The organism is Brevundimonas sp. M20 (assembly GCF_006547065.1).
GTDB lineage: Bacteria > Pseudomonadota > Alphaproteobacteria > Caulobacterales > Caulobacteraceae > Brevundimonas.
The window spans coordinates 2,823,973-2,845,913 of sequence record NZ_CP041243.1; the positions used below are offsets into that span (position 1 = coordinate 2,823,973).

At 67.3% G+C, this 21,941-nt stretch carries 18 protein-coding genes and 1 tRNA gene; 15 read left to right on the forward strand and 4 right to left on the reverse strand.

The features are described from left to right. Positions 1–36: 36 nt before the first annotated feature. A complete protein-coding gene (gene tldD / locus FKQ52_RS13930) occupies positions 37–1,467 on the forward strand; it encodes a metalloprotease TldD (RefSeq protein ID WP_141627739.1) in 1,431 nt (476 codons plus the stop codon). Between the two features lie 93 nt (positions 1,468–1,560). Here the strand turns inward: tldD and FKQ52_RS13935 are convergent, their stop codons facing one another. Continuing rightward, positions 1,561–2,523 carry a TraB/GumN family protein gene (locus tag FKQ52_RS13935; protein ID WP_141627740.1) on the reverse strand — a complete coding sequence of 321 codons (963 nt, stop codon included), beginning with the start codon at positions 2,521–2,523 and terminating at the stop codon, positions 1,561–1,563. A 171-nt stretch (positions 2,524–2,694) separates the two neighbouring features. Between FKQ52_RS13935 and FKQ52_RS13940 the strand changes: the two genes are divergently transcribed. Both FKQ52_RS13940 and FKQ52_RS13945 read left to right on the forward strand, forming a co-directional pair. Further along, a complete protein-coding gene (locus FKQ52_RS13940) occupies positions 2,695–4,734 on the forward strand; it encodes a TonB-dependent siderophore receptor (RefSeq protein WP_141627741.1) in 2,040 nt (679 codons plus the stop codon). A gap of 161 nt (positions 4,735–4,895) precedes the next feature. After that, a complete protein-coding gene (locus FKQ52_RS13945; protein ID WP_141627742.1) occupies positions 4,896–6,977 on the forward strand; it encodes a TonB-dependent siderophore receptor in 2,082 nt (693 codons plus the stop codon). 214 nt (positions 6,978–7,191) lie between these two features. Here FKQ52_RS13945 and FKQ52_RS13950 read toward each other — a convergent pair whose 3' ends face one another. After that, on the reverse strand, positions 7,192–8,916 hold the full coding sequence (locus FKQ52_RS13950; RefSeq protein WP_168196867.1) for a peptide MFS transporter: 1,725 nt from the start codon (positions 8,914–8,916) through the stop codon (positions 7,192–7,194). Between the two features lie 164 nt (positions 8,917–9,080). Between FKQ52_RS13950 and FKQ52_RS13955 the strand changes: the two genes are divergently transcribed. The 9 genes from FKQ52_RS13955 to FKQ52_RS13995 all read left to right on the forward strand — a co-directional run bounded on the left by FKQ52_RS13955 (position 9,081) and on the right by FKQ52_RS13995 (position 15,142). Then, on the forward strand, positions 9,081–10,025 hold the full coding sequence (locus tag FKQ52_RS13955; RefSeq protein WP_168196868.1) for an iron ABC transporter substrate-binding protein: 945 nt from the start codon (positions 9,081–9,083) through the stop codon (positions 10,023–10,025). 54 nt (positions 10,026–10,079) lie between these two features. After that, on the forward strand, positions 10,080–11,234 hold the full coding sequence (locus FKQ52_RS13960) for an isoaspartyl peptidase/L-asparaginase family protein (RefSeq protein WP_141627745.1): 1,155 nt from the start codon (positions 10,080–10,082) through the stop codon (positions 11,232–11,234). Further along, positions 11,231–11,596, forward strand: a complete 366-nt coding sequence (locus tag FKQ52_RS13965; RefSeq protein ID WP_205750770.1) for a cupin domain-containing protein — start codon at positions 11,231–11,233, stop codon at positions 11,594–11,596. Before FKQ52_RS13960 ends, FKQ52_RS13965 begins: the two co-directional genes overlap by 4 nt. After that, entirely contained in the window at positions 11,593–12,063 is a 471-nt protein-coding gene (locus FKQ52_RS13970; RefSeq protein ID WP_141627746.1) for an isoprenylcysteine carboxylmethyltransferase family protein, read from the forward strand. Before FKQ52_RS13965 ends, FKQ52_RS13970 begins: the two co-directional genes overlap by 4 nt. After that, positions 12,054–12,320, forward strand: a complete 267-nt coding sequence (locus FKQ52_RS13975) for a hypothetical protein (RefSeq protein WP_370450970.1) — start codon at positions 12,054–12,056, stop codon at positions 12,318–12,320. Before FKQ52_RS13970 ends, FKQ52_RS13975 begins: the two co-directional genes overlap by 10 nt. A gap of 94 nt (positions 12,321–12,414) precedes the next feature. Beyond that, entirely contained in the window at positions 12,415–13,179 is a 765-nt protein-coding gene (locus FKQ52_RS13980) for a hypothetical protein (protein WP_141627747.1), read from the forward strand. Positions 13,180–13,237: 58 nt separating this feature from the next. Further along, complete coding sequence (locus FKQ52_RS13985; protein WP_141627748.1) at positions 13,238–14,251, forward strand: fumarylacetoacetate hydrolase family protein; 1,014 nt, start codon at positions 13,238–13,240, stop codon at positions 14,249–14,251. A gap of 77 nt (positions 14,252–14,328) precedes the next feature. Next, positions 14,329–14,862 (forward strand): CcdC protein domain-containing protein, encoded by a 534-nt coding sequence (locus FKQ52_RS13990; protein ID WP_141627749.1) that lies wholly within the window; start codon positions 14,329–14,331, stop codon positions 14,860–14,862. 195 nt (positions 14,863–15,057) lie between these two features. Then, a tRNA-Leu gene (locus tag FKQ52_RS13995) sits at positions 15,058–15,142 on the forward strand. A gap of 36 nt (positions 15,143–15,178) precedes the next feature. Here FKQ52_RS13995 and prpF read toward each other — a convergent pair. Both prpF and acnD read right to left on the reverse strand, forming a co-directional pair. Continuing rightward, positions 15,179–16,384, reverse strand: a complete 1,206-nt coding sequence (gene prpF, locus FKQ52_RS14000; protein ID WP_141627750.1) for a 2-methylaconitate cis-trans isomerase PrpF — start codon at positions 16,382–16,384, stop codon at positions 15,179–15,181. Then, complete coding sequence (acnD, locus tag FKQ52_RS14005) at positions 16,384–19,008, reverse strand: Fe/S-dependent 2-methylisocitrate dehydratase AcnD (protein ID WP_141627751.1); 2,625 nt, start codon at positions 19,006–19,008, stop codon at positions 16,384–16,386. Before acnD ends, prpF begins: the two co-directional genes overlap by 1 nt. Positions 19,009–19,317: 309 nt before the next feature. Between acnD and prpC the strand changes: the two genes are divergently transcribed. The 3 genes from prpC to prpB are packed head-to-tail and all read left to right on the forward strand — an operon-like array spanning position 19,318 to position 21,916. Continuing rightward, positions 19,318–20,472 (forward strand): 2-methylcitrate synthase, encoded by a 1,155-nt coding sequence (gene prpC / locus FKQ52_RS14010; RefSeq protein WP_141627752.1) that lies wholly within the window; start codon positions 19,318–19,320, stop codon positions 20,470–20,472. After that, positions 20,445–20,975, forward strand: coding sequence for a hypothetical protein (locus tag FKQ52_RS14015; RefSeq protein WP_141627753.1), 531 nt, complete (start codon positions 20,445–20,447; stop codon positions 20,973–20,975). The genes prpC and FKQ52_RS14015 overlap by 28 nt, the downstream gene beginning before the upstream one ends. A 17-nt stretch (positions 20,976–20,992) precedes the next feature. Beyond that, positions 20,993–21,916 (forward strand): methylisocitrate lyase, encoded by a 924-nt coding sequence (prpB, locus tag FKQ52_RS14020; RefSeq protein WP_141627754.1) that lies wholly within the window; start codon positions 20,993–20,995, stop codon positions 21,914–21,916. Positions 21,917–21,941 lie beyond the last annotated feature (25 nt).

A 21,941-nucleotide genomic window follows, 5' to 3' on the forward strand; every position in this document is an offset into this window, starting at 1 on the left:
GGTGACGCGGGGACGGTCAGCCCCTAATTAGGGAGCATGACCGTCCTCGTTTCCCCGCCCGCCATCCTCGACAGCGCCGAGGTCGGCGCAGACGAAGCCCTCTCGATCCTTCAGGACGCCCTGACCGGAGCCGATGACGGCGAACTGTTTCTGGAGCGATCCGAGTCGGAGTCGCTCGTTTTCGACGACGGCCGTCTGAAGTCCGCGGCCTATGACGCGACCGAAGGCTTCGGCCTGCGCGTCGTCGCCGGCGAGACCGCCGGTTACGCCCACGCCAACGAGATCAGCGCCCCGGCCCTGCGCCGCGCCGCCGACAGCGCGGCCCTGGCCAAGTCGGGCCACGCCGGGATCGCCGCCGGGGCCCCGCAGGCGACCAATCGCAAACTCTATGACGAGGTCGATCCCCTCGCCTCCCCCGCCTTCTCCGACAAGATCGCCCTTTTGGCTGAGATCGACGCCTGGGCCCGCGCCCGCGATCCGCGCGTCGTACAGGTCTCGGCTTCACTGGTCGGCGAGCATCGCCAGATCGAGATCCTGCGCGGCGATGGCCGCCTGATGCGCGACATGCGCCCGCTGGTGCGCCTGAACGTCTCCGTCACCGTCGAGAAGGACGGCAAGCGCGAGAGCGCCTCGTCCGGCGCGGGCGGTCGCGCGGGCTTCGAGGCCTGGGTGGCTCCGGACCGCTGGCAGGCGCAGGTCGATGAGGCTCTGCGTCAGGCCCTGGTCAACCTGGAGGCCATCGACTGCCCGGCGGGCGAGATGGATGTGGTTCTGGGCGCCGGCTGGCCCGGCGTCCTGCTACACGAAGCCATCGGCCACGGCTTCGAAGGGGATTTTCACCGCAAGGGTTCGTCGGTCTTCACCGGCATGATGGGCAAGCGCGTGGCGGCCCCGGGCGTGACCGTGGTGGACGACGGATCCATCGCCGGTCGCCGGGGCTCCCTGACCATCGACGACGAGGGCACGCCGACCAACCGCACCGTCCTGATCGAGGACGGCATCATGGTCGGGCTGATGCACGACCGCCTTTCGGCGCGCCAGCTGAACACCAAGGCCACCGGCAACGGCCGCCGCCAGTCGTTCGCCCACATGCCCATGCCGCGCATGACCAACACCTTCATGGAAGGCGGCAAGGATTCGAAGGCCGACATGATCGCCAACACGAAGCGCGGCCTCTACGCCGCGAACTTCGGCGGCGGGCAGGTGGACATCACGAACGGCAAGTTCGTGTTCCAGTGCACGGAGGCCTATCTGATCGAGGACGGGAAGATCACCGCCCCGGTGCGCGGCGCGACCCTGATCGGCGACGGCGCCACGGCCCTGACGCAGGTTCAGATGATCGGCGACGACTTCGCGTTCGATCCGGGTGTCGGTGTGTGCGGCAAGGCCGGTCAGGGCGTACCGGTAGGCATCGGCCAACCTTCGCTGAAGATCGGCGGACTAACGGTGGGCGGGACAGCGGTCTAGGGATTAGGGATTAGGGATTGTCGGCGCCAAACGGGCGACCAACAGGTCTGAACCGAGACCTAATCCCCAATCCCTAGTCCCTAATCCCCGGCTTCACTTCCACTCCGGCCCGACGATCTCGAACCCGCGCGCCTTCAGGCTGTCCAGAACGCCGCCCTCCTCGGCCAGCAGACGGACCGGGGCGACGCCCATGGTGGTGCCGGGCGAGATCATCGCCGTCTCGACGGCGGCCGCCCATTGTTGGTGCAGTTGCGGCGCGATCTCCGGATCGCCCCACGGCCAGCAGACGTTCAGAGCCTGCTCAATGGGCGAGTTGACCACCTCCGGCACCCGGAAGGCGCGCCAGTCGATGGCGCGATCCCGCGAGGACTCCGGCCCGGCCTCGGCGGCGGCGATGGCGCGCTCGACGCAGGGAACGTGCACGGTCTGGGGCGCCGAGATCAGGCTCTCGACCATCTCATCCCCGCGCACGATGCCGACCGGCCGCATGTCTGTACGCGCGCGGCGGCCCGCCCGCCGAACCACGTCGATAGCGTCCTGCCCTTCCCGGCCCGCGCGGAAGCCGGCCTTGTCCTGCATCAGGTCGAGACCGAGCATGAGCAGGCTCTTGCGCCGCCAGTCCTGATCGCGGTCGCCCGCCATCAGGGCTTCCAGCCGCGCCTGATACTCCGGCGACAGATAGTCGGCGGTCGTCGTGTCGCCGGGCAATTGGCTGATGGTGCGCATGCGCCAGATGACCCGCAGCAGATCGCTGAAAGAGGCCCGCCCTTCCTGCGGCAGCAGGATCAAATCCGCCTTCGCGGCGGCTTCCTCCAGCGCATCCGGATGCCAGGTCACGTCGCGCGGAATGCTGCGGATGGAACCGACGAGGATCAGGGTCGTGTCGCCCCGCGTCACCGTCCACATCGGCGCGCCCGAGCGGCGGGCCAGCACCACGACCTCGTCGAGTTCGACGGCATCGTCCTGCGTGACCGGGGGCGCCGTCTGGGCGATGGCCGGCGAAGCGACCGGAGCGAGGGTCAGAAGGATCGATGCAACAACCGCGACGGACTTCATGATGCCACCCGTTAGACTTGATGAAAGACAGTATTGCGCAGACAAGATCAGAACACCAAAATGACAGCCCTGTAATGCTGTCTCCGATTTAATCCACCTGTCCGTGTTGTAACTGGAGACAGGCGGCTCATGCGGCCACACCTCTCGTCACATGACGAGGGGAGTTCCGCAATGACCAAGACCATTTTGATGGCGACCACGGCGCTGGTTCTGGGCGCCGGCGCGGCCGCCGCGCAGACGCCGCCCCCCGCACCGCAATCCGTCCAGGCCGAAGCCGGACAGCAGGGCGTGCTGGTGTTCACCCCGGACTTCTTCGCCGACCAGCGCCCGACCACCGCCCTGGACATGGTCAACCGGGTGCCGGGCTTCAGCGTCTCTGACGGTGACGGCAGCCGGGGCTTCGAGGGCTCGGTCGGCAACGTCCTGATCAACGGCTCACGGCCCGCCTCGAAGAACGACTCGGGCTCGAACGTTCTGGGCCGGACACTGGCAAGCAATGTCGAGCGGATCGAACTGATCCGCGGCGGCGCGCCCGGCATAGATATGCAGGGCTTCTCGGTCGTGGTGAATGTCGTCACCCGCAGCCAGGCCAGCCAGCAGACCATCGTCACCGGAAACGCCGTCCTGTTTGAAGGCGGTCAAGACGTCTATGGCGGCTCGGTCCAGTTCACCGCCCGCGACGGCGACCGGACGTGGGGCTTCACCCTGAGCGACGGCCTGTCGATGAGCGACTCCAACGGCACGGGTCCGGTCATCCGCCGCAACGGCGCGGGGACGATCATCCGCGACGAGGACTATTTCAACGACCAGAAGGGCGGCGGCCAGTCGGTCCGGGTCAACTACGCCAGCCCGTTCCTGGGCGGGAAGATCGACCTGACGGCGCGCTACGGCCTCAACGACTACGAAGGCATCAACCTGCAGACCTCGCCGACGGTCCGGCGCGAGAGCCTGTACGCCGAGGACGGCTCCAGCGGTGAGTTCGGCGCGGTCTACACCCGCCCGCTGAGCAGCCGGTTCAATCTGGAAACCCGCTTCATCCACGAGTTCAGCGACTTCGACGCCGTCTCGACCAACCGGACCCGTCTGTCGGGCGTGGACAGCCCCGAGCAGCGCTTCGAGTCTGACGGCAATGCGTCCGAGACCATCCTGCGCGGCCTGATCCGCTTCGAGCAGTCGGCGAAGCTGACGTGGGAGTTCGGCGGCGAGGTCGCCTACAACATGCTGGAGACCGAGCAGGCCTTCAGCATCGGCGGCGCGCCGGTCCCCCTGCCCTCGGCCTCGGTCAAGGTCGAGGAGACGCGGGGCGAAGTGTTCGGCAAGGGCACCTGGCGCGTGCGTGAAGATCTGATGATCGAAGGCGGCCTGCGGATGGAGGCCTCGACAATCACCCAATCCGGCGACGCCGATCAGGAGAAGAGCTTCTTCTTCCCCAAACCCCGTTTGCTGGCGACCTGGACGCCGATGCCAAACAACCAGTTCCGCCTGCGCTTCGAGCGTGAAGTGGGTCAGCTGGACTTCGGCGACTTCGCCGCCTCGGCCGATCTGGAGGATGAGAACGTCTTCGGCGGCAACATCGACCTGGAGCCCGAGCAACGCTGGATCAGCGAACTGATCTATGAGCGTCGCTTCCTGGGCGACGGCATCGTCAGCATCGGCCTGCGCCATGACGAGATCGTCGACGCCATCGACGTCATCCCGCTGGACGACGGCCTGTCGGCGGTCGGCAACATCGGCGACGGCACGCTGGACCAACTGGCCGTGAACGTTCTGGTGCCGATGGACTGGGCCGGTTTCACCGGCGGACGTCTGGGTTTCCGCAACACCTGGAACCAGACCGAAGTCACCGACCCGACCACCGGCGAAGCCCGGCCGATCTCGAACGTCCGCAGCACGCAGGCGACCTTCACTATCGCCCAGGACATCACGTCGTGGAAACTGCAGTGGGGCGGCGCCTGGATCCCCCTGCTGGGTCAGACCAGCTTCGACCCGGACCAGCGGTTCAGCTGGCGCGGGCGGGACTATTTCGAGGCCTGGGCCGAGTACAAGCCGACCCCGACCCTGTCGATCCGGGCCCAGATCAACATCTGGGACAATTTCGACCAGGAGCGCATCGCTTACGGTGATCGGGTCAGCCGGCCGGTCTCCTACATCGAAACGCGCGAGATCGACCCCCGCACCTTCTACCAGATCCGTCTGCGCAAGACGTTCTGACATCGGCTCCGGCCGCGCCCCTGAATGGCCGGAGCTGGACGGCGGCGGAGGTTCCCTTACCCTCCGCCGCCCCTTTTCGGTGATCGCGCCTGACTTTCCCGCTTGTAACTGGCGAAGGTCCGACGGTCCGGGCATAGGTCCCTCAAAACGGGGGGATTCACATGCGCAAGGCCATCTGGCTTGCGGGCGTCGCGGCGTCCGTTCTTGCAGTTCCGGCCATGGCTCAGGTCGCGCCTGCGAGCGTGGCCGAGGCGCCGCGCCCCGCCGGACCTGCCGGCGAAGCGCCCGAAGTGGATGCCGCCCAGCGCGGGGTGTTGATCTTTGAACCGGCCTTCTTCGCCGCCAGCCGACCCAACACCGCCTGGGACATGATCACCCGCCTGCCGGGCTTCTCGTTCAGCGGCGGCGACAGCGACACTCGCGGCCTGGCGGGCGCCTCCGGCAATGTGCTGATCGACGGACAGCTTCCCTCCAGCAAGACAGACGGACTGGGCAGCGTTCTGGGCCGTATCTCCGCCGCCTCGGTGGCGCGGATCGAACTGATCCGCGGCGGCGCGCCGGGCGTCGACATGCGCGGCCATCCGGTCGTCGCCAATGTGGTTCTGGTGCGCGCCGTGACGACCGGGCGGGTGCTGGAGACCAACGCCTACACCTATCCTGACGGCTACCTTGGTCCGACCCTGCTGTTCGGCTGGTCCCGCCGCGAGGGTGATGAGCAGATCGAGGCCGAGATCAGCGCCGCCAGCGACCGCACCGATGGTACAGGCCCCGGCTTCCGCCGCCGCTATGACTCGGCCGGAAACCTGACGCAGGACGCCGAACTGGACCGCTGGGACCGGTACAGGAACCTGCGCGCGACGGGCGCCTTGCAGCGGCGACTGGGTGGTGGACGGCTTCGGGTCAACGCGCTGCTGGGCCTGAGCGACAACGATGATCGACAAGCCGTTCGCATCCTTTCAGGCGTCGGCGCCGACAGCCGGAACGAGGAGAGCGAACAGTCGCTGGACGGCGAGCTCGGTGTGAACTGGGTTCGCGATCTGGGCCCGCGTTCGGCGCTCGAACTGACCGGACTGCAGCGGTACGAGACAGAGGAGTACGTCGGCGTTTCGACCGGGGGCGGCGACAACGAGACCTTCACCTCGGACGCCACGGCGGGCGAAAGCATCCTGCGCGGCGCCCTGCGCTTCCGTCCGACGGATCAGTGGGCGTTCGAAGGCGGCGGCGAGGCGGCGTGGAACGTCCTCGACAGCGCCACGACCTATGCCGAGAACAGCGTGCCCATTCCCCTGCCCTCGGCCTCGGTACGGGTCGAGGAGCTGCGCGGCGAGGTGTTCGGTCAGGCGACCTGGCGACCGTCGCCGGAGTTCACCGTGGAGGCCGGGCTGCGCATCGAGGCGTCGGAGATCAGCCAGACCGGCGACAGCAACACCAACAAGACCTTCACCTACGCCAAGCCCCGTCTGCAGGCGACCTGGACGCCCGGCGCGGGTCACCAGTTCCGCTTCCGGGTCGAGCGGGATGTGGGCCAACTGGACTTCGACGACTTCGTCGCCTCGGCGGACATAGACATCGGCGAAGTGGAAGCCGGCAACCCGGACCTGGCGCCCCAGCAGGAAACGGTGTTCGAGGCGCTGTACGAGCGCCGGTTCTGGAATGACGGCGTGTTCGACGCGACCCTCCAGCACGCCGAGATCGAGGATGTGGTCGATGTCATTCTGCTGGCCGGCGGCTTCGACGGCGTCGGCAATATCGGCGACGGAACCTCCGGCTTCTTCCGCCTGCGGGTCACACTGCCGTTCGACAAACTGGGGGTTCCCAACGCACGCCTGCACGTCCGCACGACCTGGGCGTGGAGTGAGGTCACCGACCCGGTCACCGGCGAAAACCGCCGCTTCCAGGGCAGTCAGGCCTTCGGTTGCGAGGTGAACTTCAATCACGATCTGAACGGCGGACGCTGGTCTTACGGCTTCGAGCATGGCTGCAATACGGACAAGGGCCGCACCTTCCGGGTTCGGGAAATCCGCGCCTCGCGTGAGGACCCGTTTGTGCTGATTTATGGCCAGTGGAAACCGCGCGACGACCTGACCCTGCGTGTCGATCTGGGTAACGCCACGGATCAGAAGCAGGGCTATGACCGCCTGCTCTACAGCGGCCCCCGCGACGTCGCCCCGATCAGCGGGCGTGAGGTCCGTCAGACCGAAGCCAGTCCCTGGCTGTATCTGCAGGTCCGTAAGACATTTTAGGGCGCTATCGCTCGCCGCGCGGCGGCTCGCTGCTTGAGCGCGGGTGGGGGGCACGGCCCGAAATGCGCTCAAGCAGCGAACGCCCGCGTCACGAGCGATTTCGCAAAGGAAGCGCGCTCAAGCAGCGAGCGACCGCGTCGCGAGCGATAGCGCCAAAAAAGAAAGGGCGGAGCCGCGACGCTCCGCCCTTTCCGTTTCCGTCCTGTTCAGGCGATCAGTGAATGCCCGCCATGCCCTTCTTGAGCAGCGGCGAGATGAGCAGCAGGAAGACCCCCACGCCGACGCCGGTCCAGCCGATGGTGCTGAAAATCGAGCCATAGGTCTGCAGCGCCAGAGCCGGGTTGGTGACAACGCCCGCGACGGTGTCGGTGGCGGTGGCGGCGGCGATCCAGCCGGCGACGATGTGCGCCACGGAGCTGGACAGGAACCACACGCCCATCATCAGACCAACCACGCGCGCCACCGACAGTTTGGTGATCATCGACAGGCCCACCGGCGAAAGGCAGAGCTCGCCGACAGTGTGCAGGAAGTAGGTCAGGAACAGGAAGAGCAGCGGAACGCGGAAGTCCACGTTGGCCGCATTGCCCGAAGCCCAGGCCAACAGCAGGAAGCCGGCGCCGACGAAGGCAAGGGCCGCCGCGAACTTCACCGGGGTCGACGGTTCACGGTTACGCTTGCCGAGCCAGACCCACAAGGCGGCGACGATCGGGCCGCCGATAACGATGATGCCCGGGTTGAACATCTGGGTGTAACCGGCGTTGAACCACGACGGCATCTGGGTCGATTGGTCAGCGAACAGGGTCAGCGAGGAGCCCGCCTGCTCGAACAGAGCCCAGAACAGGACCGAGAAGAAGATCAGGACCTGGGCGACCAGCATGCGCGAACGCTCTGCGCCCTTCAGGCCGAAGACCGTGAAGCCGACGACGCCGAGGAAGGTCAGGCCGGCGATCGGCAGCAGGATCGCCTGGATGATCTCGTGGCGCTGCATCAGCAGCCAGGTCGGGAAGACGGCGACGATGCCGGCGATCCAGAAGAAGGGCACCAGCGGCACGCCCAGGATCGAACGTCCCTGAACCGGAACCGGTGGTCCACCGCGACCTTCCAGCCACGACTGGCCGAAGATGAAAGTCAGCAGCCCGAGCAGCATGCCGATGCCCGCGAGGCCGAAGCCATAGGCCCAGCCATAGGTGAAACCGAGGTAGGAACACGCCGCGGTGGCGAGGAACGAACCCAGGTTGATGCCGACGTAAAAGATGGTGAAGCCACCGTCGCGACGCGGATCGTTCTGCTCATACAGGGCGCCGACGACGGTCGAGATATTGGCCTTCAGGAAGCCCACGCCGACGATGATCAGCGACAGGGCCAGGAAGAGCAGAGGCTCGCCGACTTTCAGGTCGCGGGTCTTTTCGGTCGAGTAGCTTCCGGCCGGAGTGAAGGCCGGCAGATCGCCCGCGGGCGTTCCGACCGCCGTCACGCCTTCCGGCGCGATGGTGACCTGCGTCCGTTCGGCGCCATTGACCGCGAAGATCTTGCGGTTCTGGTCACGGCCTTCGACCTGCAGTTCATAGACAGTGGAGCCGATGGTCAGGCGTTCCTTGCCGCCGGAGCCTTCGAACGCCATCGTGAAGTGGCCGGCCACCAGAAGCACGGCGCCGATGATGACCGCCTTGCGCGATCCGAGATACCGGTCGGCGATCATGCCGCCGATAACCGGCATCAGGTAAACCATGGCCGCGTAGGCCGCGTAGATGCCTTGGGCTTCTGCCGGGCCGAACAGGAAGTGCTGCGTCAGATAGAGGACCAGCAGGGCCCGCATACCGTAGTAGGAGAAGCGCTCCCACATCTCGGTGAAGAACAGAACCACCAGCCCGCGCGGATGTCCCAGAAACGTCTTGCGGGGCGAAGCGCTAAGCTCGCCCCCGGCGTCCGTCGTACTCAACGGCCAACTCCCATAATGCTTGCGCCCCACCTGACGCGATGGGCGCATAAGCAGCACGCGGAGCAACTGGCCACAAGGGTTAAGGGTAAATTGGTCGAAAGCGGCTTGTGCTGCGCCGTCGGTGCAGGATAGGCGCGAAACCTCTGAAGGCAGGCGAGACCTGAATGACCACGCGGCGCATGACCCTGATCGGAATGGGAGCGACATTCACCGTCGCCGCCTGCTCCCGCGCGCCCACGGAGCAGCGGAACGTCATCGCGGCCGGTCAGCCGGCGGCCGTGCTGATCTGGGCCGTGGCGCGGGGGCGACTGGCCGGGTGGCCACGAAGGCTCGACCCTGACTGCCTGACAGGACTGGCCGCCGGCGCGGCTGACCTGCCGGAACTGGGCGGGCTGTCAGGGCCGGGCCTGATGGCCACGACCTCGTCCCTGTCAGCGCTGCGCCCCCGTCTGATCCTCGACTATGGCGACACCGATCCCGATGTCGTGGCGAACGGACGGGCAGCGAGCGAGGCCTTGGGCGTGCCTTGGGCGATGATAGACGGCGCCCTGCACCTGATTCCCGCCGCCTTCCGTCAGGCCGGGCGACTGCTGGACGATCACGAGCGCGGCCAGTCGCTGGCCGAGGACGCAGAGCGGATCATCGCGGACTGGCGTCGTCACACGGCCGGGCCGAGCTTCTACTACGCCCGGGGCGCAGACGGACTGCAGACCGGATTCCGCGGCGCATTGGCCACGGAGGTCCTCGAAGGCGCCGGCTGGACCAATGTCGCCGTCGGAAGCAGCGGCGATGGCGTGGGCCGGGTGGCCTATGAACAGGTGATGGACTGGGACCCCGAGGTGCTGGTCACCCTGAGCGCCGACTTCGCGCGGGCCGTCCGCAACGATCCCCATTGGCGTCGCCGCCGGGATGGAAGCCGTCGCCGCCTGCTGCTGATGCCGGATCGGCCCTTCGGCTGGATCGACCGCCCGCCGTCGGTGAACCGCCTGCTGGGCTGCGCCTGGATGGCCCAGCCGAGCGACCGCGCCTCAACCCGGCTGGCGATGCTGAGCCGCCGCCTCTATGGCATGGCCCCGGCGGAAATCCTGATGCCGAAGTGGCTGATCTGACGCGCGGCGAGGCGCGCGCTTGAGTTCACGGCTCCGCTGGTCGAGGTTGCGGCCATGAACCGTCTCCGTATCGCCCTCGCGACCGCCTTCGCCCTGATCGCCGCGCCCGCCTTTGCCCAGGAGCCGCCCCGCTGGTCTTTCGCCATTCACGGCGGCGCCGGTGTGATCGAGCGAGACAGCCTGACGCCCGAACAGGACGCCGCCTATCGCGCCGCCCTGCACCGTGCGCTGGAGGTCGGGCAGGCCATCCTGTCCAGCGGCGGCTCGGCCATGGACGCGGTGCAGGCCGCGATCCAGATCATGGAGGACGACCCGCTGTTCAACGCCGGACGCGGCGCCGTCTTCACCGCCGAGGGCCGCAACGAGCTGGACGCGGCGATCATGGACGGCTCCACCCTGAGCGCCGGTTCGGTCGCGGGCCTGACCACCACCCGCCATCCCATCGCCGCCGCGCGAGCTGTGATGGAGCAGTCACCGCACGTCATGCTGATCGGACCCGGCGCAGACAGCTTCGCCGCCTCGGTCGGGCTGGAGCAGGTGGATCCCGGCTTCTTCTTCACCGAGCGCCGCTGGCAGGGGCTGGAGCGCGAGCTGCGCCGACTGAACCTGCCCATCCCGCCGCGTCCCGCGGGCGCCGCGCCGGGTGCCATGGCCGACCTGCCTGCCCCCCCGTTGAACGAGCGCAAATTCGGCACCGTAGGCGCGGTCGCGCTGGATCAGGAAGGCCGTCTGGCGGCGGGCACCTCCACCGGCGGCATGACCGCCAAACAGTGGGGGCGCGTCGGCGACGTGCCGGTCATCGGCGCCGGCACCTATGCCTCCAACGCCGACGGCTGCGCCGTCTCGGCGACGGGCTCGGGCGAGTATTTCATCCGGGCGACGGTGGCGCGGGATATCTGTGCGCGGGTCGGGCTTGAGTTCCGCATGACCGAGGAACAACACACCGACCGTGACAGGGCTCTGATCGCGCTTTCGACCTGCAACTCCGAAGCATGCACCGACCTCGGCTTTATTCCGCAGTTGTACTCTGCCGCTAACGCCGAGATCGCCGAAGTCGGCGCGCTTGGCGGGGAAGGCGGGGTCATTGTGCTCGGCGCCGGTGGCGAACCTGTGTTCGCCATGAACACCTCGGGCATGTATCGGGGCTCCGTCTCCAGCGGTACGCGCGCTCAGGTCGCCATCTACGGCGACGAAGAGCTCCGCCGGTGACCGCCGCCGTCGACCTGACTGAAAAGTTCGCCGCCTTCTCCGACCACTGGCGCCCCCGCATCGCGGCGCAGTTGAACGGGCAGGACGTGCGGCTGGTGAAGGTGCAGGGCGTCTTCCCTTGGCACAGCCATGCCGACGCCGACGAGATGTTCCTCGTCTGGAAGGGCCGGTTCCGGGTCGAATTTCGCGACCGGATCGTAAGCCTCGATCCCGGCCAGTTCATCGTCGTCCCGCGCGGGATCGAGCATCGCACAGCCGCCGATGAGGAGGCCGAGGTGATCATCTTCGAACCGTCCGAGGTCATCAACACCGGCGACGCCCCGCCATCCGAGTTCACCGCGCCTTCCGGACAGACCGTATGACTTCCGACACCACCGGCCCCGTCCGATTTCCGCCGCCGCTGATCTATGTCGCCTTCCTGTTCGCGGGCTGGGGACTGGGCGCGCTGGTCGATGAACCGGCGTTGGGCCTGAGCACCGAGATTCGGCGAGGCGGCGCCTTCGCCCTGATCATAGTCGGCCTGCTGATCGAGATGGCCGCCCTGAGCCGGTTCCGCCGTCTGGGCACGCCGCCCGAGCCGTGGAAGGCCACGACCGCCCTCGCCACCGACGGCCTGTACGCCTTCAGCCGCAACCCGATCTATCTGGGCTTCGCCCTGATCTACCTCGGCTTCGCCGCCGCAATGGACAGCTGGGTCGCACTGGCGATGATCCTGCCCTGCATGGTCGTGATCGACCGCTTTGTGGTCCTGCGCGAGGAGGCCTATTTGTCCGCCAAATTCGGCGCCGCCTGGGACGCCTATCGATCAAAGGTGCGCCGGTGGCTGTAAAAGACGACGAACTGTCCGAGATGGCCATCGAGGAGCTGGACGCCGCCTGCGCCCTGCCCTGGCCGGACATGAAGGCCGTCACCCCGTGGGGCGACACCTATGAGGGCGTCGCGCCGTCGGGCCGCGACGTCGAGGTCGAGCGCCGATACCTGTGGGCCCATCAGCCCGAAGGCGCCATCGCCGTCGAGGTCGAGGTGCGCCTGATCGGCGGTCGCGAGGGGGCCGAGGCCAAGGCCCTGATCCACCCGCCGGGCTGAGCCTGCGCGGTATCCACAAAGCCGTTAACCTTTTCCCGTTGCCAAGCGGAGCCGGGCGCGCAGAATGATGTTCGATCATTCTGCGGGAGCCTTCATGTCCTACGGTGCAGACTTCCCGGCGGCTGATCCGGCCGGCGCCCCGCTGGACGCGCCAATCCTGATCGGCGCCGACCCGGTGCTATGGGGCGCGTTGATTTTGCTGTTGCTGGCCGCGGGATTGCTGGGCTGGTTCCTGCGCGGACAGTCGATGCCCAGGACCGGCGACGCCTCCGAAGCGATCTGGAAGGCCGTCAACGGCGCCGCCAAGGACGCCATGACGGCTGACGACAACGCCCTGAAGGGCAAGGCCGAACACCTCGCAAAGGTGATCCGGAGCCGTCTCGGCGGGGTTCTGGCGATCGCAGGCGGCAGGGGCGGGCTCGTCGCGGGACTGGGCGCGCTCGACAAGGCGATCGCGGGCAAACATCCGGAGAAAAAGGAAGAACCCCACAAGCCCGCCCACGACGACCATGGCAAAGGTCACGACGAAAAGGCCTCAGATCACGACCACAAGGCTGAAGGCCACGGCCATGATCACACCACCGGCGCGACAACCACCGCCGCCGCGGCCAACATCGTCATCAACGTCGCGCCCTCGGCTCCGGGCAAACCCGAGAAACCCGACCACGGCGGACACCCGCCCCATCCGCCCGCTCCTCCCAAGGACATGACCGGCCGCGAACAGACCGACGCCCTGCGTCTGGCCGTCGCGGCCTTCAATGAGCACTGGAGGGACGCGAGCGCCCGCAAGGGCGAGCTGCGGCAAGCTCTGGCCGAACTGTCCGGCGACAGCCACGGCCCGCGTCTCAGCCACGACTGATCCGCCACTGACACGGCGCCCGGTTTCCCCCCGCGAGGAAACCGGCTAGGCCTGCGGCATGAAACTCGCCTCGCTCAAGCATGGCCGTGACGGCCGCCTCGTCGTCGTCTCCAGCGATCTCGCCTGGTTCACCGACGCCTTCCTGATCGCCCCCACGCTGCAAGCCGCGCTGGATGACTGGGACCGGGTCGAGCCCGACCTGCGCGCCCTGGCCGAAAGCCTTGAGCACGGCGGCGTGCCGCGCGGCCGCTTCCACGAGCGCGACGCCGCCAGCCCCCTGCCCCGTGCCTATCAGTGGGCTGACGGCTCGGCCTATGTGAACCACGTCGAACTGGTCCGTAAGGCGCGCGGCGCCGAGATGCCCGAGAGCTTCTGGACCGATCCCCTGATGTACCAGGGCGGCTCGGACGGCTTCCTGAACCCGCGCGATCCGATCCCGCTGGCCGACGAAAGCTGGGGCTGTGATCTTGAAGCCGAAATCGTCGTCGTGACCGGCGATGTGCCGCAGGGCGTGACCCGCGAAGAGGCCCTGACGCACATCCGTCTGGTCGGCCTCGTGAACGATGTCAGCCTGCGCAACCTGATCCCCGCCGAACTCGGCAAGGGCTTCGGCTTCGTCCAGTCCAAACCCGCCAGCGCCCTGTCGCCCGTTTTCGTGACGCCCGAGGCGCTGGGCGACCGCTGGCGGGACGGCAAGCTGCACGGAACCCTGTCGGTCCAGTTGAACGGCGAGGACTTCGGCAAGGCCGACGCCGGGGTCGACATGACCTTCGACTTCGGGACCCTGATCGCCCACCTGGCCAGGACCCGCGCCCTTTGCGCCGGCACCGTCATCGGCTCGGGCACCGTGTCGAACCGTGACGCAGACGGCGGTCCCGGCAAGCCGGTAGCCGAGGGCGGTCTAGGCTACAGCTGCATCGCCGAGGTCCGAACGGTGGAGACGATCCTGCGCGGCAAGCCGGAAACCGGGTTCCTGAAGCACGGCGACACCGTCCGCATCGAGATGCTGGACGAGAAGCATCACTCCATCTTCGGCGCTATCGAACAGACGGTCGGCCCGGTCGCCGGCTAGCCGCTTTACCGATGCGTCGTTCGGCGTAATCTCCGCCCGCCCACGCTGATCGACGGCGATGGGCGGGGGACATTTCAGTGACGCCAGAACAACTCATCCCGCTGATCGTGATCGCGGCTGTTATCCCGGTTGTCCTGCTGCGTAACCGCCGACCGAGGACGCTGCGCCCGCAGTTCCTCTGGGTTTCGCCACTGATCGTCGTCCTCGCCATCGGCGCCGGTCTGTGGGGCATCAGCGCCAGCGGCGGGCACGCCCTGCCGGTGGACCCGATCTCGCTGCTGATCATCGCCATCGGCATCGGCCTGGGCGCCGCCTTCGGTTGGCAGCGCGGCAGGATGACCACCATCCACAAGGAGCCGGACGGCGCCCTGAAGGCCCAGGCTTCGCCCATCGGCCTGATCATCATTATCGCCGTCATGGTCGCCCGAAAGGCGCTGGAGCCCTGGCTGGAAGCCCATGCCGCGGAATGGCACGTCAACCCGCTGGCGATCATCGAGGCCTTCATGCTGTTCGCCGCAGCCATGGTCGTGACCCAGCGCATCGAGATGTTCATCCGCGCCCGCAACATCCAGCACGGCGGCACGGACGCCCACGTCGAGGTCGAGGCCTGATCCCATGCGCCGTTTCGCCGCCGCCGCAATCGCCCTGGCCATCGCGACGCCTGGCTCCGTCCGCCGATGGAACCGCGCGCCGCGGACGCTTGCCGCGCTTCAGCGCGCCGACCTGACCACAAACCCAAGACACTCTCTGGCGCGGTCGTTGAAATGCGCCCCGGCGCGCGCTAGGAGCACTGCACCCTTGTCCGTGCGGGCGTGGTGAAACTGGTAGACGCGCCGGACTCAAAATCCGGTTCCGCAAGGAGTGTCGGTTCGAGCCCGACCGCCCGCACCATCAGCGCAAGCCCGGCTTCGGCCGGGCTTTTGCTTTTCAGGCGATGGTTTCGCCGGGCACATAGACCCAGCCTTCCATCAGGCGGCGCGCGCTGCGGCTCATGATGGCGCGGGTGACGGTCCATTCGCCGTCCCGCTGCACCGCCTCGGCGCCGACGCGCAGGGTTCCGGACGGGTGGCCGAAGCGCACAGCCTTCCGCCCACCGCCGCCCGCCGCCAGATTGACGAGAGTGCCGGGCACAGCCGCCGCCGCGCCGATGGCCACCGCCGCCGTGCCCATCATGGCATGGTGCAGCTTGCCCATCGACAGGGCGCGGACCAGCAGGTCCACCTCGCCCGCCGCGATCGTCTTGCCGCTCGAGGAAACATAGCCCTTCGGCGGGGAGACGAAGGCGATCTTCGGGGTGTGCTGGCGCTTCGCCGCGCCTTCCAGCGTCTCGATCAGCCCCATGCGCAGGGCGCCGATGGCCCGCAGCGCCTCGAACCGCGCGAGGATCGCCGGATCGCCGTTGATCGCGTCCTGCAACTCGGTCCCGGCGAAGCCCAGGTCTGCGGCGTTGACGAAGATGGTCGGGATACCCGCGTTGATCAGGGTCACGGTCAGCTTGCCGCCCGCGACCAGCGCCTCGGGCACATCCAATTCATCGACCAGATTGCCGGTCGGGAACATGGCGCCGCCCCCACCGTCACTGGCCTCGCCCTCGTCGGCGGGATCGAGGAACTCCAGGACGATCTCAGCGGCGGGGAAGGTCACGCCGTCCAGTTCGAAGTCGCCGGTCTCCTGAACCGCGCCGCCGCTGACCGGAACGTGGGCGATAATGGTCTTGCCGATATTGGCCTGCCAGATGCGCACCTCGCGCACACCATCCTGTCCGGCATCGACATAGCCGGCATGGATGGCGAAGGCGCCTGCCGCGGTCGACAGGTTCCCGCAGTTGCCCGACCAGTCGACGAAGTCCGTGTCGATCGAGACCTGTCCGTACAGATAATCGACGTCGTGACCGGGCCGGTCACTCGGCGAGATGATCACGCACTTGCTGGTGCTCGACGTCGCCCCGCCCATGCCGTCGATCTGCTTGGCATAGGGGTCCGGACTGCCGATCACGCGCTGGAACAGCCGGTCCCGTGCAGGACCGGGGATCCGGCAGGGCTCGGGCAGGTCTTCCAGACGGAAGAAGACACCCTTGGACGTCCCGCCGCGCATGTAGGTGGCGGGGATGCGAACTTGCGGACCGTGCGACATCAGGCGGCGGCCTCCGAGTCGAGGAAGTCCTGGGCGAAGCGTTGAAGCACCCCGCCGGCCTCGTAGATCGAGACCTCCTCGGCAGTGTCGAGGCGGCATTTCACCGGCACGGTCTCTTCCGAACCGTCGGCGCGGTGGATGACCAGCGTCAGTTCGGCGCCCGGCGCGGGCGTCCCGATGACGTCATAGGTCTCGGTCCCATCCAGCTTCAGCCCCAGACGGGTCACACCGTTGATGAACTCCAGCGGCATCACGCCCATGCCGATCAGATTGGTGCGGTGGATGCGCTCGAAGCCCTCGGCGACGATGGCCTCGACCCCCGCCAGACGCACGCCCTTGGCGGCCCAGTCGCGCGACGAGCCCTGCCCATAGTCCGCGCCGGCGATGATGATCAGCGGCTGGCGGCGCCCCAGATAGGTCTCGATCGCTTCCCACATGCGGACGACTTCGCCATCGGGTTCCAGCCGGGCCAGCGAACCCTTCTTCACAGCCCCGTCGACCACGGCCATTTCGTTGACCAGCTGGGGGTTGGCGAAGGTCGCGCGCATGGCGGTCAGGTGGTCGCCCCGGTGGGTGGCGTAGGAGTTGTAGTCCTCCTCCGGCACGCCCATCGAAGTCAGGTACTCGCCCGCCGCCGAAGTCGGCAGGATGGCGTTCGACGGCGACAGGTGATCGGTCGTGATGTTGTCCGGCAGGATGGCCAGAGGACGCATGCCCTTCAGCGTGCGCGGGCTGGCGGCCAAGGCGCCGAGACCCTCCGTATCCCAGTAGGGCGGACGGCGGATGTAGGTCGATTGCGGACGCCAGTCGTACAGGGGGCTGACCGGCGCGCCGCCGTGGGTCCGGCGGGCGAACATCGGCTCATAGACGTTGCGGAACTGCTCCGGCTTCACGTGTTCGCCGACGATGGCGTCGATCTCGGCATCCGTTGGCCAAAGGTCCTTCAGGCGGATTTCCGAACCGTCCGGCGCGACGCCCAGCACGTCCCGCTCGATATCGAAACGCACGGTCCCGGCGATGGCGTAGGCGACCACCAGCGGCGGCGAAGCGAGGAAGGCCTGTTTCGCATAGGGATGGATGCGGCCATCGAAGTTGCGGTTCCCGGACAGGACGGCGGTTGTGTAGAGATCGCGATCCACGATCTCCTTCTGGATCACCGGGTCCAGCGCGCCGCTCATGCCGTTGCAGGTGGTGCAGGCGAAGCCGACGATGCCGAAGCCCAGCGCTTCCAGCTCGGACAGCAGGCCCGCCTCTTCGAGATACAGCTTCGCGACCTTGGAGCCGGGGGCGAACGACGTCTTCACCCACGGCTTCCGATCCAGGCCCAAAGCCCGCGCCTTCTTCGCCACCAGACCGGCGGCCACGACGTTGCGCGGGTTGGAGGTGTTGGTGCAGCTGGTGATGGCGGCGATGATCACGCCGCCGTCCGGGATCAGGCCCTCGCGCTCCTCGGCGCGCGCGCCTTCCAGATCGACGGCCACGCCACGCTCGTGCAGGGCCGAGGTCGGCAGGCGGCGATGGGGGTTCGACGGCCCGGCCAGATTGCGCTCGACCGTCGACAGGTCGAACTCCAGCACCCGCTCGTATTCGGCGCTCTTCAGGGCATCAGCCCACAGGCCGGTCGTCTTCGCATAGGTCTCGACGAGAGCGATCTGTTCGGGCTCCCGGCCGGTCAGGCGCAGGTAATCAATGGTCTGTTGATCGATGTAGAACATCGCCGCCGTCGCCCCGTATTCCGGGCACATGTTGGAGATGGTCGCGCGGTCGCCGATGGTCAGGCTGTCCGCGCCCTGGCCGAAGAACTCCAGCCAGGCGCCGACGACCCTCTCCTTGCGCAGGAACTCGGTCAGGGCCAGCACAATGTCAGTGGCGGTGATGCCTTCAGGACGACGCCCCGTAAGCTTCACGCCCACGATATCGGGCAGACGCATCATCGACGGACGGCCCAGCATGACGGTCTCGGCCTCCAGCCCGCCGACGCCGATGGCGATGACGCCCAGCGCATCCACGTGCGGTGTGTGGCTGTCGGTGCCGACACAGGTGTCGGGGAAGGCCACGCCGTCACGCGCCTGAATGACCGGGCTCATCTTCTCCAGATTGATCTGGTGCATGATGCCGTTGCCGGCCGGGATGACGTCCACGTTCTCGAAGGCGCGCTTGGTCCATTCGATGAAGTGGAAGCGGTCCTCGTTGCGGCGATCCTCGATGGCGCGGTTCTTGGCGAAGGCCTCGGGATCGAAGCCGGGCGCCTCGACGGCCAGCGAGTGGTCGACGATCAACTGGGTCGGCACCACCGGATTGATTTTGGCGGGGTCACCGCCCTGATCGGCGATGGCGTCACGCAGACCGGCCAGATCGACCAGCGCCGTCTGGCCCAGAATGTCGTGGCAGACCACGCGGGCGGGATACCAGGGAAAGTCCAGATCTCGCTTGCGCTCGACGATCTGCGTCAGGGCGGCGGTCAGCGAAGCGGGGTTGCAGCGACGCACCAGTTGCTCGGCCAGAATGCGCGAAACATACGGCAGGCCGTCATAGCTCCCGGGCCGGATCGCCTCGACCGCCGCGCGGGTGTCGAAATAGTCCAGCGCCGTACCCGGCAGCGGCTTGCGGAAGGCGGTATTCATGGCAGCACTCTCGTCCCGTCGTCTGGCCACGATCATACCGACCGGCAGCGCCGAAGCGCGTTCGTCCCTGCCGTTTTGCGTTCCCGTGGCCATTTGGCTCTGTTTTGCCAAGTGGTAGCACGCCCCGACCACGCAAGTCGCGCCCGAAGCAGATTCACCCTTCACCCGGCGCGGAATTCCGCTATTTCGTGCCCATCAATCAGGGCGGACGCGCGATCAACGGGCGCCGCCGCGTGCAGGCTCGGCCCGCGCTCCCCTCCGGGACGCCAGAACGCCGCGACGCGCTGTACTGGACCAGTGAGGAAATCGATGACCGACGCCGCCGCCCCCGCGTTCAAGCCCAAGAAGTCCGTCGCCCTGTCCGGCGTCACCGCGGGCAACACCGCCCTGTGCACCGTCGGCAAGACCGGCAATGACCTGCACTACCGCGGCTATGACATTCTGGATTTCGCGGAAGGCGCCGAGTTCGAGGAAATCGCCCACCTGCTGATCCACGGCACGCTGCCGAACGCGGCCGAGCTGAAGGCCTACAAGGCCAAGCTGAAGGCCCTGCGCGGCCTGCCCGCCGCCGTCATGGACGCGCTGGAATGCCTTCCCGCCGCCGCCCATCCGATGGATGTGATGCGCACCGGCGTCTCGGCCCTGGGCTGCGTCCTGCCGGAAGCCCATGACCACAACCACCCCGGCGCCCGCGACATCGCCGACCGCCTGATGGCCTCGCTGGGCTCGATGCTGCTCTACTGGCACCACTTCAGCCAGAACGGCCGCCGCATCGAGGTCGAGACCGACGACGAGACCATCGGCGGCCACTTCCTGCACCTGCTGCACGGCAAGGAGCCGTCCGAGAGCTGGGTGCGGGCCATGCACACCTCGCTGATCCTGTACGCCGAGCACGAGTTCAACGCCTCGACCTTCACCGCGCGCGTCATCGCCGGCACCGGGTCGGACATGTTCTCGGCCGTCGCCGGCGCCATCGGCGCCCTGCGCGGGCCCAAGCACGGCGGCGCCAATGAGGTCGCCTTCGAAATCCAGAAGCGCTACGCCAACCCGGACGAGGCCGAGGCCGACATCCGTCGCCGCATGGACGCCAAGGAAGTCATCATCGGCTTCGGCCACCCGGTCTATACGATCTCGGACCCGCGCAACGTCGTCATCAAGCGCGTCGCCAAACAGCTGTCCGACGAGGCCGGCTCGACCAAGATGTACGACATCGCCGAACGCATCGAGAGCGTCATGATGGACGCCAAGAAGATGTTCCCGAACCTCGATTGGTTCTCGGCCGTCAGCTACCACATGATGGGCGTGCCCACGGCCATGTTCACCCCCCTGTTCGTCATCTCGCGGGTCACCGGCTGGTCGGCCCACGTCATCGAACAGCGCCAGGACGGCAAGATCATCCGCCCGACCGCGAACTACACGGGTCCGGAGAACCTGGAGTGGGTGGAGCTGAAGAAGCGGGGGTAGGCGACCAGTTGTCAGCCCAGTCCATCGCCCCGGAGACTCTCCATCAGGCAACGGTCCGGCTGCTTGATGAAGCCCGTCGCCTTGCGGTGGAATATTACCGCACCACCGGGAAGCCGCTCGGCGTGACGGGCGAAGTCGCCGAGTTGGCCTCTTGGGAAACCTTGGGCGTGGAACTCGCGGACGCCCGCCAGCCCGGCTTCGACGGCTGGCTGGTGCGAGACGGTGTGCGACTAAGGGTGCAGGTCAAGGGAAGAGCGGTCACGCGCGAGCGCCTCTACATTGGCCGCTGCCCAGCCATAAAATGTGGCGACAAGTTCGACCTATGCCTCCTGGTGCTTCTCGACAAAACGACTCTTCAGCCGATCGAAATTTGGGAGGCTGACGAAGATGCTATTGTCGCCCGCCTTGATGCTCCCGGCTCGAAGTCACGGAATGAGCGCCGCTCGCTCGGCATCAGTCAGTTCAAAAGTATCGCACGTCGCGTGTGGCGTGCGGAGCAATAACCTTTAGAAGGCGCGCCATGCCCTACCTCCTCGCCTCCGACCTCCCCACCGAATCCGCCGGCAAGCGCTTCCGCGCGGCCCTCGCCCGTGACGGCATCTGGCAGCTGCCGGGTGCCCACAACGGTCAGGCCTCGATCCAGGCGCGGAACGCGGGCTTCGACGGCGTCTATCTGTCGGGCGCGGCCATGACCGCCTCGATGGGCCTGCCGGACCTCGGCATCATCACCGTGGACGAGGTCGCTTTCTTCATCCGCCAGATCGCGCGCGCCTCGGGCCTGCCGCTGCTGGTGGACGGCGACACGGGCTATGGCGAGGCGCTGAACGTCATGCACATGGTGCGGACCTTCGAGGAAGCGGGCGCCGGCGCCGTGCACCTTGAAGACCAGATCCTGCCCAAGAAGTGCGGCCACCTGAACGGCAAGTCGCTGGTGCCCGCCATGGACATGGCCGCCAAGGTCGCCGCCGCCGCCAAGGCCCGTCGTGATCTGGTCATCATGGCCCGCACCGACGCCGTCGGCGTCGAAGGCTTCGACGCCGCCGTTGATCGCGCGAAGCTCTATGTCGAGGCCGGCGCCGACGCCATCTTCCCCGAGGGCCTGACCAGCCGCGAGATGTTCGAAAAATTCGCCGCCGCCATGCCGGGCGTGCCGCTGCTGGCCAACATGACCGAGTTCGGCAAGACGCCCTTCTTCACCGCGAAGGAATTCGAGGAGATGGGCTACAAGATGGTGATCTGGCCGGTGTCCTCGCTGCGCGCCGCCAACAAGGCCCAGGAAGAGCTGTACGCCTCGATCGCCGAGCACGGCGGCACCCACAAATACATCGACCGCATGCAGACCCGTCAGGAGCTGTACGACACCATCGGCCTGCACGCCTTCGAGGAACTGGACGCCTCGATCATCAAGACTATCGTGCCGCAGGGCATGCCGCAGGGCGGCTGAAGCCTCCTGTAGCCCGATACACGAA

Excerpts from the sequence above, each read along its gene's own strand:
- tldD (WP_141627739.1), top strand. The coding sequence starts at position 37 with ATGACCGTCCTCGTTTCCCCGCCCGCCATCCTCGACAGCGCCGAGGTC.
- FKQ52_RS13935 (WP_141627740.1), bottom strand. The coding sequence starts at position 2,523 with ATGAAGTCCGTCGCGGTTGTTGCATCGATCCTTCTGACCCTCGCTCCG.
- FKQ52_RS13940 (WP_141627741.1), top strand. The coding sequence starts at position 2,695 with ATGACCAAGACCATTTTGATGGCGACCACGGCGCTGGTTCTGGGCGCC.
- FKQ52_RS13945 (WP_141627742.1), top strand. The coding sequence starts at position 4,896 with ATGCGCAAGGCCATCTGGCTTGCGGGCGTCGCGGCGTCCGTTCTTGCA.
- FKQ52_RS13955 (WP_168196868.1), top strand. The coding sequence starts at position 9,081 with ATGACCACGCGGCGCATGACCCTGATCGGAATGGGAGCGACATTCACC.
- FKQ52_RS13960 (WP_141627745.1), top strand. The coding sequence starts at position 10,080 with ATGAACCGTCTCCGTATCGCCCTCGCGACCGCCTTCGCCCTGATCGCC.
- FKQ52_RS13970 (WP_141627746.1), top strand. The coding sequence starts at position 11,593 with ATGACTTCCGACACCACCGGCCCCGTCCGATTTCCGCCGCCGCTGATC.
- FKQ52_RS13980 (WP_141627747.1), top strand. The coding sequence starts at position 12,415 with ATGTCCTACGGTGCAGACTTCCCGGCGGCTGATCCGGCCGGCGCCCCG.
- FKQ52_RS13985 (WP_141627748.1), top strand. The coding sequence starts at position 13,238 with ATGAAACTCGCCTCGCTCAAGCATGGCCGTGACGGCCGCCTCGTCGTC.
- prpF (WP_141627750.1), bottom strand. The coding sequence starts at position 16,384 with ATGTCGCACGGTCCGCAAGTTCGCATCCCCGCCACCTACATGCGCGGC.
- acnD (WP_141627751.1), bottom strand. The coding sequence starts at position 19,008 with ATGAATACCGCCTTCCGCAAGCCGCTGCCGGGTACGGCGCTGGACTAT.
- prpC (WP_141627752.1), top strand. The coding sequence starts at position 19,318 with ATGACCGACGCCGCCGCCCCCGCGTTCAAGCCCAAGAAGTCCGTCGCC.
- prpB (WP_141627754.1), top strand. The coding sequence starts at position 20,993 with ATGCCCTACCTCCTCGCCTCCGACCTCCCCACCGAATCCGCCGGCAAG.